The following is a 15,092-nucleotide window of genomic DNA, read 5'->3' as shown; positions in this document are numbered from 1 at the left end:
CATTGTTAACCATTCTTTCGAATGATGTGAATGATGCGTGGGATTGATGATTTTCTCGGATCCCGACCCTAACGTAGGAGCATGACACGTATTCCCGCTCGGATTTTGACCCTCGCCGGTGCCGCCTTGGCGCTGTCGATCACGGTCACCGGCTGCGCCGGTTTTGACGAGGTGGTCACCCGCACCAAGGCCGCCAGCTTTCACGACCGTGACGCCCTGATCAAATCGGGCATCACCGCCGACTGGGTTCCCACCGATGCGCACCGTATCCGTGGGGCACGCTCGCTGGATAACTCCGACATGTCGGTACTGATCAGTTCGAAAACCAAGCTGGATCCGCGCAAGTGCCCGCGCAAGAAGCGGCAGTCCACGCCCTCGTTTGTCCTGGCCGGTGCCCCCAACGCGTATGCGGCCAAGGAGGTCTTTGCGTGCGGCGAGTGGAGTGTCATTCCCACGCGTAACGGGTGGTTCGGGTGGACCCCGAACCACCCCCAGGAATCCGGAAATAAGGGCGGTCCGCGCCTGGGTCACCACCCGGTGCTGCGCACCGAATAGCGGCTACCCGGGGAGGGTCTCGGCCAGACCCAGCGGAAGGATCAGCGGGACCTGCGGTCCCGGGATGCCCTCGCGCACATAGCCGACCCGCAGGGTGATCGCCCGGTCCAGGTCCGCATAGCGCACCAGCACCGTTCCGAGTCCGCGCGCATCGAGGGTTCCGGCGAGCCCGAGCTTGGGCTTGGAGGTGTCCCAGGTGGCACCGGGCCAGCCGCGGAGGCTCCACTCGACCCCGCGCAGGGTCAGCCGCGGGGATCCGGCAATCACCGGAGCAAACGAGGCGTCGGTGGAGACCTGTACGGGGGCGGATTCTCGACCGTCGGCGAGGCGCTCGGTCACGGTGATGCTGATGCCCACCGGAGTCATCCCGGACAGCGTGGGGCTCTCCCAGGTACCATCCTCGGCGACGTGGGCGCTCGCGAGCAGTGTCGGGGCGACCCGTTGGAAGGTTCTCAGCGAGGCGACATGGCTGCCGTGGACCAGAATGTCGGCGCCGGGAGTGGCGGCGGTGCCGGACAGACTCAGGCTTCCGGCCGAGGTATCGAAGTGGGCGTCGGGCGCGGTGGGCGGCTGGGGATCGTCCGGCGTCGGTGTCGGATCCGGGGTCGGCTTGGGGTCGGGCGTGGGCTTAGGGTCGGGCGTGGGCTTAGGATCCGGGGTCGGCTGGGGATCCGGGGTGGGTTTCGGGTCCGGGGTGGGTTTCTGGGTCGGCGTGGGCGTCGGGTCCGGCGTGGGCCGGGCGGGTGCCGCGGGCGTCCCGGCCGGGTCCTCGGACGCCCCGGATGTGGACTCCTGGCCCGCCCGTGCGGGATCCGCTGCCGGCGTCTGCGGGGCCAAGATTCGTAGCGGCACAAAGGGGGTCGAGGCTCCGTCGGGGGTGGATCCGAGCATCGGGTCCGCCGCGAATCCCTCCGCCTGGGTGTTTGCATCCGGGTTCGCGGGGGACTCCCCGCCGAGTGAATCGGAGCCGGGTGCCGCGACCTGCCGTGGCGGTTCCGGGGTTCCGGCCGGGATCACCAAGAGGCCCACCGCCAGGGCGGCCCCGGCGACGGCCACCCCGGCACCGGCCCCGGCGACCACCTGGGTGGTCTTTGACGGGAACAGCTTGCGGGGCACCAGGGTCACCAGCCCGGCAATGGCCAGACCCACCGAGGCCGCCTGAAGACCAAAGAGAAACCACTGCTCGCGGCAGCGCGTGCAGCCATCGATGTGTCCAAGCAGCCCGCCGCGAATCGGGTCGGGGATCTCCGACCAGCGCAGGTCGGCAAATCTGCCCACCGTCTGCGCGCAGGTTTCATCCACCACCGGACCGGTGAAAGCGGCCACGACCCACGCCCTGCGCAGCCTGGTGCGTGCGCGGTGCAGCGCGACGCGGGACTGGCCGGGATTCATGCCGGACTCCGCGCCGGCCTCGGCGGCGGTGGCGCCGTTAACCTCCACCGCGGTGATCAGCTCACGATCGCGTTCGGAGAGCGTCCCCAGCGCATCGGCCAGGTGGGTGCGGGTCGCCAGATCACCCAGATAGTCGCCGGGTTCCACCCGTAGGCCGGGCAGATCCTCGGCCTCGGCCACCAGCACCTGACGTCCCGAAGCATTCCAGGCCGAACGCACGGTGTTTTGTACGGTGCGTGTGAGATACCCGCGAAACTCGCCGGTGGGGCCGCCGCCCGCGCGCAGTGCGTCGTAGATCTTACCGAAGGCGTCGGAGACGGCGTCCTCGGCCAGGTCTGGATCCATCGACCGGGCCAGCCGCAGGGCGAACTCGTGATGTCGCTGCCACAGGGTACCGATCGCCTCATCCCGGCCGGCGCGAACCTGTTCACACAGGGTGCTATCGGACACGATGGACATAGGCTGCGGCCTTTCGGGTGGCGCGCACTCCCGGTCCGGCGCGGGTACACCGGAGGGGGAGACGGGTGGTGGGTGTCGGGCGGGGTAAGCCCGGGCTGTGGGAAAGCCGCCGTCCAGCTTACCCCAGGGGTATCCGGGCGGGGGTTCCGCATCGTCGCGGCGGATTCGGGTCGCGCCGCGACGATGCATCCGAGCGCGCGAGAGGGTAGCTCGCATGGCTCGGCGGGTAAGACCGGGAGGTAAATCCCGGCTGGGGGGAGGGTATGCCCACACCATGACCACTGCTCACCCCCGCCGGGTGTTACACGACGCGCCGAAACTTTTTAGTTTTTGTTCCGGAACCGCTCGAGCGCCGCCGCGGCATCCTCATCCACCAGGTGTGCGTTGGCGACGGCACCGGCCCGGACCCCGGCGGCCGCCGCGGCACCGACCTGCGCGCCCAGATCGGTCGCGTTTCCGGCCACCCAGACGCCGGGGACGCTCGCCTGACCGGTCGCATCGGTCTGGATGGCACGGCCCATCGGGTTCTCGGTGATCGCGAGGTTGAGGCTCGCCACCGGACCGAGGTTCGCCACCATATGGGGTGCCACCACGACGGCCGTGCGCGGAACGAGCGTGCCATCGCTCAGTCGGATGCCGCGCAGCGCGTCCGCGTCGATATCCAGTCCGGCCACGGCCCCCTCGATGATCCGGATGCCCAGTGCCGCAAACTCCTCCCGGGTGTCCGCGGCGAGTTCGGTCTCGTTGGTGAAGAAGGTCAGGTCTCGGCTCCACTGGTGGAACAGGCGCGCCTGGTGGACCGAGCCCGGGCCGCTGGCCAGGATGCCGATGGGCTGATCGCGCACCTCCCACCCGTGGCAGTACGGGCAGTGCAGCACCTCGCGGCCCCAGCGCTCGCGGACCCCGGGGAGGTCGGGGAGCTCGTCGGTCAGGCCGGTGGCGATGATGAGGCGACGGGCACGCAGGGTCGAGGGTTCCGCAGCGGACTCGGGGGTGACGTGCACGGTAAACCCGATGCCCGTGGGGTCCGCCACCACATCGGTGACGCTGCCCGGCAGCAGTTCCCCGCCATATCCGGCCAGCTCGGCCCGGCCGCGCGCGACCAGCTCCAGCGGCGGGATGCCCTCGAGCCCCAGCAGGTTGTGGGCACCCTCGGCGGGGGCATTGCGCGGGGCGCCGGCGTCGATGACCAGGGTGCGGCGGCGTGCCCGGCTGAGGGTTACGCCCGCGCCGAGGCCGGCCGCGCCGCCGCCGATGATGATTACGTCGTAGGGGGTGGTGGGGTTCATGAAGGCTCCGTCTCGTGGATGATGACTCCATCCTGAAACGCGGCACGACAAAACAGCAAAGAGTTTTGCCGAATGGAAAACTCACGGCTCCCGTGCAGCCGCCGGCGGCCGGTGGGGTGTCAGACTGGAGCGATGACCGATGCCCGACACACCCTCGATGCCCTCGGTGCGCGACTCAACCGCCTGCGCACCGGGCGCGACCTGACCCTCGCCGAGCTGTCCGAACTCACGGATATCTCGATCAGCACGCTGTCCCGGCTGGAGAGCGGCGTGCGACGCCCCAGCCTGGAACAGCTCCTCCCGCTGGCCCGCGCCTATGGGATGACCCTGGACGAGCTGGTGGATGCCCCCGAAACCGGGGATCCGCGCATCCACGTCAAGCCACATGTGCACCGGGACGGTACCAAAACCATTCCGCTGACGCGGCGTCCCGGCGGAATCCAGGCCTTCAAGATGGTGCTGCCGCCGGCGCGCTGCACGCCGCCCAAATCGCTCATGGTGCACGAGGGGTACGAGTGGGTCTATGTGCTCTCCGGTCGCCTCAGACTCCTGCTGGGGGAGCGCGACATGGTGCTGGAACCGGGGGAGGCGGCGGAGTTTGATACCCGGACCCCGCACTGGTTTGGTCCGGTGGCCGGGGGCACCGTGGAGCTACTCAGCCTGTTTGGCAAGCAAGGGGAGCGGGCACATACCAAACTGGCCCCGGGACGTGAGTCCCCGGGCCAGTAGGCGGGATCGCGCGCGGTGCCAGCCGTGCTCGCGCCGGGCCCCGGTGTTGCGGGCGCCCGTGGCGCGGGGCGACTTAGGCGGTGACGCCGGGGTTTGCGAGGACCGCGCGGGAGCGCAGCGCCCCGTCGGCCAGCGAGCTCAGCACCTCGGTGGCGCGTGCCATCTCGAAGCTGTCCACCACGGTGCGGATCTTGCCCGCGGCCGCCAGTTCAAGGACCTCGCGCATCTGCGCCCGGGTGCCGATCACCGAGGCCTGGATGGTCTGAGCCTTGTTGAACGGGAACTCGGTCAGGGTCAGCGGCACGCCGTTGACCAGGGTGCCACCCCACTTGAGCACGCCGAAGGCCTGCTCGGTGACCACGTCTGCCGGGGCGAAGGTGATGACCGCATCGGCCGAGTCGGCAATCGCGGCCAGGGCCTCGGGGTCGCGGGAGTCCACGGTGTCGGCGGCACCGAGCTCGCGGGCCACCTCGAGGTGCTCGGGGGTGCGACCCACCGCGATCACCCGGGCGCCGGTGAGCGCGGCAAACTGCACGGCCATGTGGCCCACGCCGCCGAGGCCGAAGATCGCCACGGTGTCGCCGGGGCCCACAGTGAGCTTATCCACCGCGGCAAAGGCGGTGATGCCCGGGCAGAACAGCGGGGCGCTCTCGACCAGGTCGAGGGAGGCGGGCACCAGGTAGGTGTGGGCGGCGGTCGCGATCATATATTCGGCATAGCCGCCGTTGACGTGCTCGCCGGTGATCTTGCGATCGTGGCAGAGGTTTTCGCGTCCACTGGTGCAGAACTCGCAGGTCTCGCAGGAGGACCACAGCGGCTGAACGCCCACCGGGTCGCCCACCTGGAAGTTCGTGACACCCTCGCCAAGGGCACTGACGTAGCCGGTGACCTCGTGGCCGGGGATGATCGGGCTGATCGCGGGCACGCCGCCATCCACCCAGTCGCCCTCGATCATGTGCAGGTTTGAGCGGCACACGCCGCAGGCCACCACGTGGATTTCCAGCTGGCCGGGGGCCGGGGCGGGGCGCGCGGTTTCGCGCCAGGTCAGGGGTGCCTGCGCGATCGGCGCGGGCTGGTCAAGTTCTTGGGCATACATCAAAGTCATGCCTCAACGCTAAAACCGGCCGTGCGAGCGCGTCCAATAGGAGATCCGTATGGATGGGTTTTAGCGGCCCAGCGCGGCGGCGAGTTCCCCGCGGGTGGTTTCGATCTGCGGGGTCCCCACAAAGGTCTCGGCAAACGCGCGGGCGGTCTCATCCGCGGTCTCGGAGAGGACCAGGCGGATCTCCCAACCGAGGGAGTCATCCTCGATGATCGCGCGGGGAAGCTCGGCCGCCTCGAGCTTCGCCGCCATCGACTCGGGCACAATCGCGACCCCGCCGCCGCGGGCGACCAGGCGGATCAGCATGTGCACGTCTTCGAGGGTCATCACGCTCTGCCGGGTGATGCCCCGGCGCGCCCACGCCTCATCCAGGATGCGCCGCGCCGCCCAGGTGTCGGCAAAGTCGATCGTGTCGACCCCGTCCAGCTCCTCCGGGCTCAGGCTCTCGCGGGTCGCCAGCGGGTGTCCCTCCGGGCCCAGCAGCACAAAGGATTCCCGGCGCAGCGGGATCGAGGTTGCCGAGACCTCCTCGGTCAGGCCGTTGGCGAGCAGCGCCAGGTCGATCTCGCCGGTGTCCAGCTGGGAGTGCAGCGACCGGGTGGAGGCCTGGGTGAAGTGCATGCTGGTGTGCGGATGGGCGCTGCCAAACGCGGTGATCAGATCCACCAGGTCCACAAAGTCGCCGAGGCACTGTTCGGCGCCGATCCGGGTGGTGCGCGGGCTCGCGCTCGCCGCGCGCAGCAGCGCCTCCTGGGCCCGGCGTGCCTCGCCCAGCAGCAGCGCCGCGCGCGGACGGAATGCATCGCCCGAGGCGGTGAGGGTGGCGCCGCCGCGTCCGCGGGTGAACAGGCTCACGCCGAGCTCGCGTTCGAGCGCGCGAATCGAGGAGGACAGGCCGGGCTGGCTGACAAAGGAGCGCTCGGCGGCGCGGGTGAAGTTTTCCTCGGCGGCCACGGCCAGGAAGAATTCAAGCTGACGCAGGTCCATTAGCGGGTCTCCTCGGTGGGCGTGGTGGTGGAGGTGGCCAGGGGAGCGTCGGTCGTGACGATGGGAGCGTCGGGAGTCGCGTCGGAGGCGGAGCGTCCGTCGGGCGTGCCGGCGGCGGTGGCCGTACCGGGTGCGGTGGGCCAGTGCGAGAGGGCACCGTCCAGCACGTCGATCAGGCGCTGCCAGGACGTGGCGGTCTCGGGGTCCGAATGGGAAAACCCGCCGGTGTCATCGAGTCCGATGAACCCGCCGATGCTCGATCCGATGATTCGCACCGCGTGCGGAACCTCGGACGCCGGAAGCCCGTAGCCACGGATCACCCCACCGAGGATCGCCGAAACCCGTCGACCGGCGGCCACAAACTCCTCGCCGGCGAAGTGTGCCCGGCTGGCCTGCCAGAGCCCCGGATGCCGGCGGGACATCTCAAGCATCGCCTCGGCGGCCGCGGCGAGGGCCGCGCGCGTGTGCAGCCCGGCGGTCGCGCGGGTGAGGTCGGCGGCCAGCACCGCGTGGGCGCGGGTTCCGATGATCTCCCGCAGCGCATCGAGCCCGCGCACGTGGGCGTAGAGGCTCGCGGGCTTGACTCCGAGTTCGCGGGCGAGGGCCGACACGGTGACCCGGTTAAAGCCGAGACGATCGGCAAGCTCGGAGGCAACGGTGCCCACGTGTTCGAGGGTAAGCCCAACGGTCGCGGCCATGATCTCCTCGCGTTTGGTAACGATGTCCTCTCTGGATTATAGGCGTCGGTGGCGGCCCGACGGGTGGGTCGGGCCGCCATCGCACGCCGGGGTTTGCTAGCGGATAGCCCCGCCCGCGGGCTCGGAGACGAGGGCGGAGATGGCTGCGATCTCGTCTTCGCTCAGGACCACATCGAGTGCCGCCATGTTTTCCCGCAGGTGTGCACGGCTCGTGGTGCCGGGGATGGGAAGGATGCGCTCATCGAGGTGCAGGAGCCAGGCGAGCGCGAGCTGTCCGGTCGTGATGCCATGCTCGGCGGCGATCGGGTCCAGCACCGTATAAATCGGCGTCGCATCGTCGATACTCTTGCGCAGGCTCATCGGCCACCAGGGGGAGAAGACGCCGCCATCGGCAAGGGTCGCCCGCATGAGTGCGCCGCCGGTGCGGTTGGCGGCGTTGTACATCGCGGTGGTGGCGGCAATCGGGGCGATTTCTCGGGCGATGGCATACTGCTCGGCGGTGACGTTGGAGAGTCCGATGTTCTGGATGAGTCCCTCGTCGCGAAGGTCCCGCAGCGCCCCCACCTGATCTTCAAACGGGGCGTCGGTGGCATAGCCATTGTGAAGGTAGTACAGCGGGAGAGCATCCAGGCCGAGTCTGCTCGCGCTCATGACCGCGCTCTGGCGTAGGTAGATCGGGTTGCCCACCCATCCCAGGGTGTCATAGTCGAAGCCGCCGCGAACAAAGCCTCCTTTGGATGCGATGGTCAGCCCGGGGTAGGGATGCAGCGCCTCGCGAATCAGCGATTCATTGTGGTGTGGACCATAGACATCGGCGGTATCGATGAAGTCCACCCCCTCCTCGCGCAGTGCCCGGAGAAGCGCCAGGCCGCCGGCGTGGTCGGGGTAGGGCCCCCATACCTGTTCGCCGGTGAGCTGCATGGCACCAAAGCCAATTCGGGTCACCGTGTGGGAGGAGCCAATGGTGAGTGTTCTGCTGGTCATTGAAGCGGCTTTCTCGTAAAATGGGGAGCATCCCCGTAAAAGTGGGGAGTGTCCCCGATTCTATCTGGGGAGTGTCCCCGTTTTCAAGGGAGAGTAGTGAAATGACCGATCCACTGGTATCCAAGCGGCCGGCGCGAGCCGATGCTGCAAGAAATTTTGATGCGATCGTCGCGGCCGCTCGCGAGGTGTTTGAGCGCTCGGGTTCTCAGTCGAGCATGGATGAAATTGCCCGGATTGCCGGGGTGGGGAGCGCCACGCTCTATCGTCACTTTCCCCGTCGGGATGATCTCGTGGAGGCGCTCTATGCGCGCGAGGTTGCCCTGGTCTGCGAGTATGCCGAGAGTCTGGTGGGGGAGGGGGATCCGTTTGACGCGCTGACGCTCTGGCTGCGCCGTTTGATTCTGGCAATGGGGACCAAGCGCCTCCTGATGGAGGGCTTGGCCTTCGAGCCCAGTCGTTACCCCACGCTGATTGAGGCGCTGTATGCGGCCGGGCGCGTGGTTTTGGAGCCGGCCAAGGATGCGGGTGCCGTCGCGTCCGACCTTGAGGCCGATGATGTCATGCGCCTGGCCATCGCGGTGAGCGCGGCCGTCTATCGGGATGATGCGCAGCGGGAGCGCGTTTTTGCCGCCGCGCTGCGGGGTCTGCGGCCCGCGAACTGAGCGGGAATTGGGAAACGCCCCGAGGGAAATCCTCGGGGCGTTTTTGCTGCCTCAACAAAATGTTTGCACTGATATCAATCTAGTGTTATCGTTGCTATCAGCTCGAGGGAATCGACGATCACCACCCGGTCGCCTCCTCGACACAGACTCAATCGGGAGACATCATGACCAGCACTTCGAACACCACCGCCACCCAGGGCCGCGTCGCCCTCGTGACTGGCGGTTCCGGCGGCATCGGCCGCGCCACCGTCGAACGCCTCGTCGCCGACGGCTACTCGGTGGCCGTGCACTACTCGGGCAACCGCGCCGCCGCCGAGGAGACCGTGGCCGCCGTGACCGCCGCCGGTGGATCCGCAATCGTGGTGGGCGGGGACGTCGCCGATGAAACCGCGATGGCCACCGCGTTTGACCAGACCGAGGCTGCCTTTGGCGGGATCGACGTGGTGGTCAACACCGCCGGAATTATGATCCTCGGCCCCATCGCCACCCTGAACCTCGACGACCTCGACCGCATGCACCGCACAAACATCCGCGGTACCTTCGTGATCTCGCAGCTGGCCGCGAACCGCCTGCGCTCGGGCGGCGCGCTGATCAACTTCTCCACCTCGGTGTCCCGCACCAAGTTCCCGACCTACGGCGCCTACGTGGCCAGCAAGGCCGCGGTCGAGTCGATCAGCCTGATCCTGGCCCGCGAGCTGCGGGGCAAAAACATCACCGTGAACGTGGTGGCCCCCGGCCCCACCGCAACCCCGCTGTTCCTCAACGGCAAGGACGAGCAGACCATCGAAAACCTGTCCAAGGCCGTCCCGCTGGAGCGTCTGGGCCAGCCCGAGGACATCGCCGAAACCGTGGCCTTCCTCGCCGGTCCGGCCCGCTGGGTCAACGGTCAGGTCATCTACACCAACGGTGGACTCGCCTAGGCGCGGCCCACGGAAACACAGGGAAAAATCATGACCACCATCGTATTGATCACCGGTGCCTCGAGCGGTTTTGGGGCACTCACCGCACGCGCACTCGCCACCGCCGGACACACCGTCTATGCGGGCATGCGCGAAACCACCGGTCGCAACGCCCCGCAGGTTCAGGCCGCCGCGGACTTCTCCGCCGAGCATGAGGCCGACCTGCGCGCCATCGAACTCGACGTCAACAGCCAGGACTCGGTGGATGCCGCCGTGGCCCAGATTCACGCCGAGCATGGACGCATCGACGTGCTCATCCACAACGCCGGCCACATGGTCACCGGACCCACCGAGGCATTCACCCCCGAGCAGCTGGCCGAGCTGTACAACGTCAACGTGCTCTCGACCCAGCGGGTCAACCGGGCCGCACTGCCGAACATGCGTCACCGCGGCAACGGCCTGGTGATGTGGGTGTCCAGCACCTCGGTGCTCGGTGGAACCCCGCCCTACCTGGCCCCGTATTTCGCGGCCAAGGCGGGCATGGACTCGCTCGCGGTGTCCTATGCTGCCGAGCTCTCGCGCTGGGGTGTGGAGACCTCGATCGTGGTCCCGGGATCGTTCACCAACGGAACCAACCACTTCGCACACTCGGGTCGCCCGGCCGATCAGGAAACCGTGGCCGAGTATGAGACCCGCTATGCCGGTCTGATGGAGCAGGTGTCGCAGAAGCTGGCCGAGCTCTCCCCGCCGGATGCGAATGCCTCGATGGTTTCCGACGAGATCGCCCGCATCGTGGCGCTGCCCGCCGGGACGCGTCCGTACCGGGTCCACATCGACCCGGCAAACGATGGATCCGAGGCGGTCGCGGCACTTTCGGATGCCAATCAGGTAGCATTCCTCAACCGCGTGGGTCTCGGTGACCTGCTCACGGTGACCCCGCGGGCCTAGTTTCCCTCGAATCGAACGGAGTAGTCATGACCCCCACCCTTCCGGAACCGATTGCTCGGTTCATCGACACCACCAACGCTCAGGATTCCGCGGGCTTTGTGGCGGCCTTCACCGAGGACGCCCTGCTGGATGACTGGGGTCGCGTCTTCCGCGGGGCCGGCGGCATCGCCGACTGGAACCGCACCGACAACATCGGGGTCAACGCGCACTTTGATCTGGTGAGTGTCGAACAGGCACCCGCCGGGGAGGAGTGGATCGTGACGCTCAGGGTCAGCGGTGATGGCTATAACGGCACCGGCCCGATGCGCTTCCAGCTCGCGGGCGACCGGATTTCTCGCCTGCGGATCACACCCAACTAGGTTCCAATACAACGGGGCCCCTTCTCTCGCGGGAGAAGGGGCCCCGTTGTGTTGTTGAGCCTGCGTGTGCCGGGTGCGGATCTAGCGGGTGCCGAGTTCGGCGACCAGACCGGTGATCCGGGCGAGCAGCGCCGGTTCCTCGGTGAGCGCGGGGTCGAGAGCGCTCAGGATCTCGGACAGGGTGCGTTCGGCGGCCGGGGCGGCGAGTTCGAGGGTTGCCCAGGCGGCCACCGCTCGGGCGGCGGCCTCACCGGTGCGCCCAGCCTCGCGTTCGGCGCGCAGGACCGGGAGGATGCGCAACCGGATCTTGGTCACGTTATCCAGCGCGATCTGCGCCAGGTTGTGCCGGATGCGCGGGTTCTCGAACCGCTCGATCAGCTGCGCCCGGTAGCGGGGGAGTTCCAGCTCGGGGGCCGTGAGGTGGCGGGCGGCCTCGTCCCAGAATGCCTCGACCCAGCCGCGGCAGACGGGATCCGCCAGTGCCTCGGCGACGGTCTCGTGTCCGCGCAGGCGTCCGGCCGAGGCGAGCAGGGTGTGCGCGCCGTTGAGCAGCCAGAGCTTGCGTGCCTCGAAGGGCTCGATGTCCTCCACGAAGCGGGCACCCGCAAGTTCCCAAGCGGGGCGTCCGGCGGGGAAGTCTCCGCTGAGAACCCAGTCGAAGAACGGCTCGGTGACCACCGGGGACGCGTCGGAAAACCCGGTCAGTTCGGCGGCGGTCTCGATGTCCTCGGGAGTCGTGCGCGGGGTGATCCGGTCGATCGAAGTCGAGACGCAGGCGACGTGGGCGGCGATCCACTCGGCCAGACCCGGGTCCACCGCGGCGGCGAAGTCGGCGAGCATCGCCCGCACCAGCTCGCCGTTGCCGGGCAGGTTATCGCAGGAGACGATCGCAATCGATCCGGCACCCGCGGCCCGGCGCGCGGCCAGGCCGTGCACCAGGCGGCCGGGGGCGGTTTCGGGATCGCGGTGGCCGAAACCCTCGATGTCCGCGCGGACCGCGGGCTCGGAGGTGTCCAGCGCGCCATCGGCACCGAGGCGGTAGCCCGCCTCGGTGATGGTCAGGGTGATCAGGGCCGTGGTGTCGGCGGCAACCAGGGCACTCCAGGTCGGGATATCCGATCCCGGATACACCGCGACGATGCTGTCCACGATCTCGGTCCGGTCGCCCTCGGCGGCGCGGGTGATCAGCGTATACAGCCCGCCCTGCGGTGCCAGTTCATCGGCCACGGTGGTGCTGCGCCCGGTGAAGGCGGCGATACCCCACTCGCCCGCGGTATCGGCCAGGCCGGTGAGCCAGGCCTGGTGGGCGCGGGCAAACGCGCCGATGCCCAGGTGGACGATGCGTACCGGCGCCGCGGTGCCGGGTTCGCGGGACAGGCGGGGAGCGGTAGTCGTGGACACTAGAGGGCCTCCTCGGAAGAGGTGGATGAGGCGGTCGAGGCGGCGGAGTCAGTCCCCGCCGCCGGGCTCTCAACCGTCTCAGCGCTCAGGCGCAGCAGCACCTTGCTGCTGCCGGTGGAGCGATCCGCGGCGGTTTCGAAGGCTGCCAGGGCATCGTCGAGCTCGAACTCATGGGTGAGCAGCGGTTCGACGTTCAGCCCGTCCGCCAGCAGCTCGATCGCCCGATCAAACTCCCCGGCAAAGCGGTAGGTCCCGCGGTAATCGATCTCGCGACTGACCAGCGCCCCGAGCCCCACCGACACGTTACCGGTGGGCAGATTGCCCACCTGGACCACGATGCCGCCGCGCGCGGTCGCGCCGAGCACATCGCCCACGGTGGCCGGAACTCCGGACGCCTCAAAGGCAACGTCCACATCCTCGGGCAGCGCCTCGCCCCGGGCTCGGTTGATGAGGACGTGTGCACCCATCGCGCCGGCGATCTCCAGCGAGGAGGCCGCCACATCCGAGGCATAGACGGTGGCCGCGCCGGCGGAAACCGCGGCGGCCACCACCAGGGCACCGATCGGTCCGGCCCCGTTTACCAGCACCCGCTTGCCCGCGAGGGATCCGGCCCGGGTGATCGCGTGCAGGGCGACCCCCAGCGGCTCGGCCACCGAGGCGGTCCGGGTGGACAGGCCCGCGGGCAGCGCCCGCAGCTGATCCGCCCGGACCACGCGCAGGGTCGAGAACCCGCCCTGAGTGTGCGGGGTAAACGCGGCCGAACCGAAGTAGCGTACCTTCGAGTGCAGGTTGTCGCGGCCCGCGAGTTCGGGCGCCAGGGTCGATCCCTCGGCGATGCTCGCCGGGTGGATGGTAACCGGCGTACCCACGGGGATCGTCGATCCACCATCGCCATAGGCGACCACGGTTCCGGCCACCTCATGGCCGAGAATCAGCGGTTCGGTCAGCACCGCGGTCCCCGAGATCCCCGAGCGCCAGTAGGCGATATCCGACCCGCAGATCCCGCCCCACTCCAGTCGGACCAGGGCGTCGCCCGGTCCGGGAACGGGGTTGAGCACGGTGTCGATCCGGAGGTCTCCGGCGGCGTGAACGGTAACGGCTTTCATGCTGATTCCTTGTGTAGGGCGATGGTGGATCGAGGGATCCGGGTTAGGCGGCGTCGCGCAGATCGGTCAGGTCGCGGCCACGCGTCTCGGGGGAGACGATGGCGGCAACCAGGGCCACCACCGAGTAGCCGATCATCATGGCGGCAATCGGCCACCAGGATCCGGTGAGCGCGACCAGCCAGGCGGCCACCACCGGACCGATACCGGCGGCGATGATGCCACCAAACTCCTTGGCGAGGGCCAGCTGGGTGTAGCGGTTGCGGGCACCGAACAGCTCGGGCAGGAACGAGGACTGCACCGAGAACATACCCAGCACCGACACCGAGAGACCGATGATCAGGGCGAGCGAGATCAGGAAGGTGTCACCGGTGTTGATCATCAGCATCGCCGGGACCGCAAACAGGGCCTGGAAGATGGTGACGGCGATGTAGATCGGGCGACGGCCGAAGCGGTCGCCGAGCCAGCCGAACAGCGGGACGGTGGCGAATCCGATGACCGAACCGATCATGATCGCGGTGGTACCCACGGCGCGATCCACCAGGATGGCGGTGGCGATGTAACCGATCAGGTAGGTCTGGATGATGCCGGAGTTGCCCGACTCACCAAAGCGCAGACCCATCGCGATCAGGAACGAGCGGCCCTTCTTGGAGTGCAGGGCCTCGCCCAGGACGTTGCGGTGTGCGGGCTCCGCCTGGAGCTCGGCCTTGGACAGCGCGACGCCGTCAACCACGTCCGCGCGGCCCTCGAAGACCGGGCTTTCCTTGAGCTTGAGGCGGATCCACAGGGCAAAGAACATCACCAGGAACGAGGCGATGAACGGGATCCGCCAGCCCCAGTCGAAGAGCATGTCCTCGGGCATGAACGCGACCAGCGCGGCCCAGATACCCGAGGCGAGCAGGGTGCCCGAGTTGGTGCCCAGGGCCACCAGCGAGGACACCAGTCCACGACGCGAGGTGGGTGCGTACTCGGCCAGCATGACCGAGGCTCCGGCGATCTCGGCACCGGCGCCAAAGCCCTGTGCCAGGCGCAGGATGACCAGCATGATCGGGGCCCAGATGCCGATCACGGCATACGTGGGGAGGAAGCCGATCAGCGTGGTCGCGCCACCCATCAGGGCGATCGTGATGACCAGGACCTTGGTGCGGCCGATCCGGTCACCCATCCGGCCGAAGTACCAGGCGCCCAGCGGGCGGGCGACGTAGCCCACCGCGTAAGTGCCGAGGCTGGCGATCAGGGCGACGGCGGGGGAGGCGTCGGGGAAGAAGATCTTGTTAAAGACGAGGGCGGCGGCGAGGGAGTAGAGCTGGAAGTCCATGAACTCCAGTGCGGTTCCGAGCCAGCCGGAGACGGCTGCGCGACGGAGATCCGCGAAGGACCGCTTCGCCGGGGCGGCGACGGTGTGTGCCATAACGACACTCCTTACTTCGTTGTAGGGCGCTAATACGTTGAGGGTTCCACGTTGAAACCCTGCGCAGACACAAAGGTAACACAAACCTGTCAACCTGTCATATAGGTTGGGGGA

At 68.3% G+C, this 15,092-nt stretch carries 15 protein-coding genes; 6 read left to right on the top strand and 9 right to left on the bottom strand.

What is annotated here, in order from left to right; translation table 11 throughout:
• Positions 1 to 81: 81 nt before the first annotated feature.
• A complete protein-coding gene (locus tag C7C57_RS09790) occupies positions 82 to 555 on the top strand; it encodes a hypothetical protein (RefSeq protein WP_187976258.1) in 474 nt (157 codons plus the stop codon).
• Between the two features lie 3 nt (positions 556 to 558).
• Here the strand turns inward: C7C57_RS09790 and C7C57_RS09785 are convergent, their stop codons facing one another.
• Both C7C57_RS09785 and C7C57_RS09780 read right to left on the bottom strand, forming a co-directional pair.
• On the bottom strand, positions 559 to 2,397 hold the full coding sequence (locus tag C7C57_RS09785) for an RNA polymerase sigma factor (protein WP_187976257.1): 1,839 nt from the start codon (positions 2,395 to 2,397) through the stop codon (positions 559 to 561).
• 332 nt (positions 2,398 to 2,729) lie between these two features.
• The gene (locus C7C57_RS09780; protein WP_187976256.1) at positions 2,730 to 3,695 is read right to left on the bottom strand and encodes an NAD(P)/FAD-dependent oxidoreductase; all 966 of its coding nucleotides are present in this window, start codon (positions 3,693 to 3,695) and stop codon (positions 2,730 to 2,732) included.
• A 132-nt stretch (positions 3,696 to 3,827) separates the two neighbouring features.
• Here C7C57_RS09780 and C7C57_RS09775 point away from each other — a divergent pair, with 132 nt between their 5' ends.
• Positions 3,828 to 4,424: a helix-turn-helix transcriptional regulator gene (locus tag C7C57_RS09775; RefSeq protein ID WP_030143237.1), complete on the top strand. Its 597-nt coding sequence runs from the start codon at positions 3,828 to 3,830 to the stop codon at positions 4,422 to 4,424.
• 73 nt (positions 4,425 to 4,497) lie between these two features.
• On the opposite strand, the gene C7C57_RS09770 is transcribed toward C7C57_RS09775, so the two are convergent.
• From C7C57_RS09770 to C7C57_RS09755, 4 genes are all read right to left on the bottom strand, one after another.
• Positions 4,498 to 5,529, bottom strand: a complete 1,032-nt coding sequence (locus C7C57_RS09770; RefSeq protein ID WP_187976255.1) for an alcohol dehydrogenase catalytic domain-containing protein — start codon at positions 5,527 to 5,529, stop codon at positions 4,498 to 4,500.
• A 60-nt stretch (positions 5,530 to 5,589) separates the two neighbouring features.
• Complete coding sequence (locus C7C57_RS09765) at positions 5,590 to 6,513, bottom strand: LysR family transcriptional regulator (protein ID WP_187976254.1); 924 nt, start codon at positions 6,511 to 6,513, stop codon at positions 5,590 to 5,592.
• A complete protein-coding gene (locus C7C57_RS09760; RefSeq protein ID WP_187976253.1) occupies positions 6,513 to 7,211 on the bottom strand; it encodes a TetR/AcrR family transcriptional regulator in 699 nt (232 codons plus the stop codon). The genes C7C57_RS09765 and C7C57_RS09760 overlap by 1 nt, the downstream gene beginning before the upstream one ends.
• Before the next feature lie 96 nt (positions 7,212 to 7,307).
• Positions 7,308 to 8,195: an aldo/keto reductase gene (locus C7C57_RS09755; protein WP_187976252.1), complete on the bottom strand. Its 888-nt coding sequence runs from the start codon at positions 8,193 to 8,195 to the stop codon at positions 7,308 to 7,310.
• A 101-nt stretch (positions 8,196 to 8,296) separates the two neighbouring features.
• Here C7C57_RS09755 and C7C57_RS09750 point away from each other — a divergent pair, with 101 nt between their 5' ends.
• The 4 genes from C7C57_RS09750 (at position 8,297) to C7C57_RS09735 (ending at position 11,063) form a co-directional block, all read left to right on the top strand.
• Positions 8,297 to 8,857: a TetR/AcrR family transcriptional regulator gene (locus C7C57_RS09750; protein WP_187976251.1), complete on the top strand. Its 561-nt coding sequence runs from the start codon at positions 8,297 to 8,299 to the stop codon at positions 8,855 to 8,857.
• Between the two features lie 164 nt (positions 8,858 to 9,021).
• The gene (locus tag C7C57_RS09745; RefSeq protein ID WP_187976250.1) at positions 9,022 to 9,777 is read left to right on the top strand and encodes an SDR family oxidoreductase; all 756 of its coding nucleotides are present in this window, start codon (positions 9,022 to 9,024) and stop codon (positions 9,775 to 9,777) included.
• A gap of 30 nt (positions 9,778 to 9,807) precedes the next feature.
• On the top strand, positions 9,808 to 10,704 hold the full coding sequence (locus C7C57_RS09740; protein WP_187976249.1) for an SDR family oxidoreductase: 897 nt from the start codon (positions 9,808 to 9,810) through the stop codon (positions 10,702 to 10,704).
• Positions 10,705 to 10,730: 26 nt separating this feature from the next.
• Positions 10,731 to 11,063 (top strand): nuclear transport factor 2 family protein, encoded by a 333-nt coding sequence (locus tag C7C57_RS09735; protein WP_030143245.1) that lies wholly within the window; start codon positions 10,731 to 10,733, stop codon positions 11,061 to 11,063.
• Positions 11,064 to 11,144: 81 nt separating this feature from the next.
• On the opposite strand, the gene C7C57_RS09730 is transcribed toward C7C57_RS09735, so the two are convergent.
• The 3 genes from C7C57_RS09730 to C7C57_RS09720 are packed head-to-tail and all read right to left on the bottom strand — an operon-like array spanning position 11,145 to position 14,978.
• Complete coding sequence (locus tag C7C57_RS09730; RefSeq protein ID WP_187976248.1) at positions 11,145 to 12,464, bottom strand: mannitol dehydrogenase family protein; 1,320 nt, start codon at positions 12,462 to 12,464, stop codon at positions 11,145 to 11,147.
• Positions 12,464 to 13,570, bottom strand: coding sequence for an L-idonate 5-dehydrogenase (locus C7C57_RS09725; RefSeq protein ID WP_187976247.1), 1,107 nt, complete (start codon positions 13,568 to 13,570; stop codon positions 12,464 to 12,466). The genes C7C57_RS09730 and C7C57_RS09725 overlap by 1 nt, the downstream gene beginning before the upstream one ends.
• 43 nt (positions 13,571 to 13,613) lie before the next feature.
• The gene (locus C7C57_RS09720) at positions 13,614 to 14,978 is read right to left on the bottom strand and encodes an MFS transporter (RefSeq protein WP_187976246.1); all 1,365 of its coding nucleotides are present in this window, start codon (positions 14,976 to 14,978) and stop codon (positions 13,614 to 13,616) included.
• Positions 14,979 to 15,092: the final 114 nt, after the last annotated feature.

The sequence above is a fragment of the Mycetocola sp. JXN-3 genome, from assembly GCF_014522285.1.
GTDB lineage: Bacteria > Actinomycetota > Actinomycetes > Actinomycetales > Microbacteriaceae > Mycetocola > Mycetocola saprophilus.
This window is presented reverse-complemented; position numbering and strand designations above follow the sequence as displayed.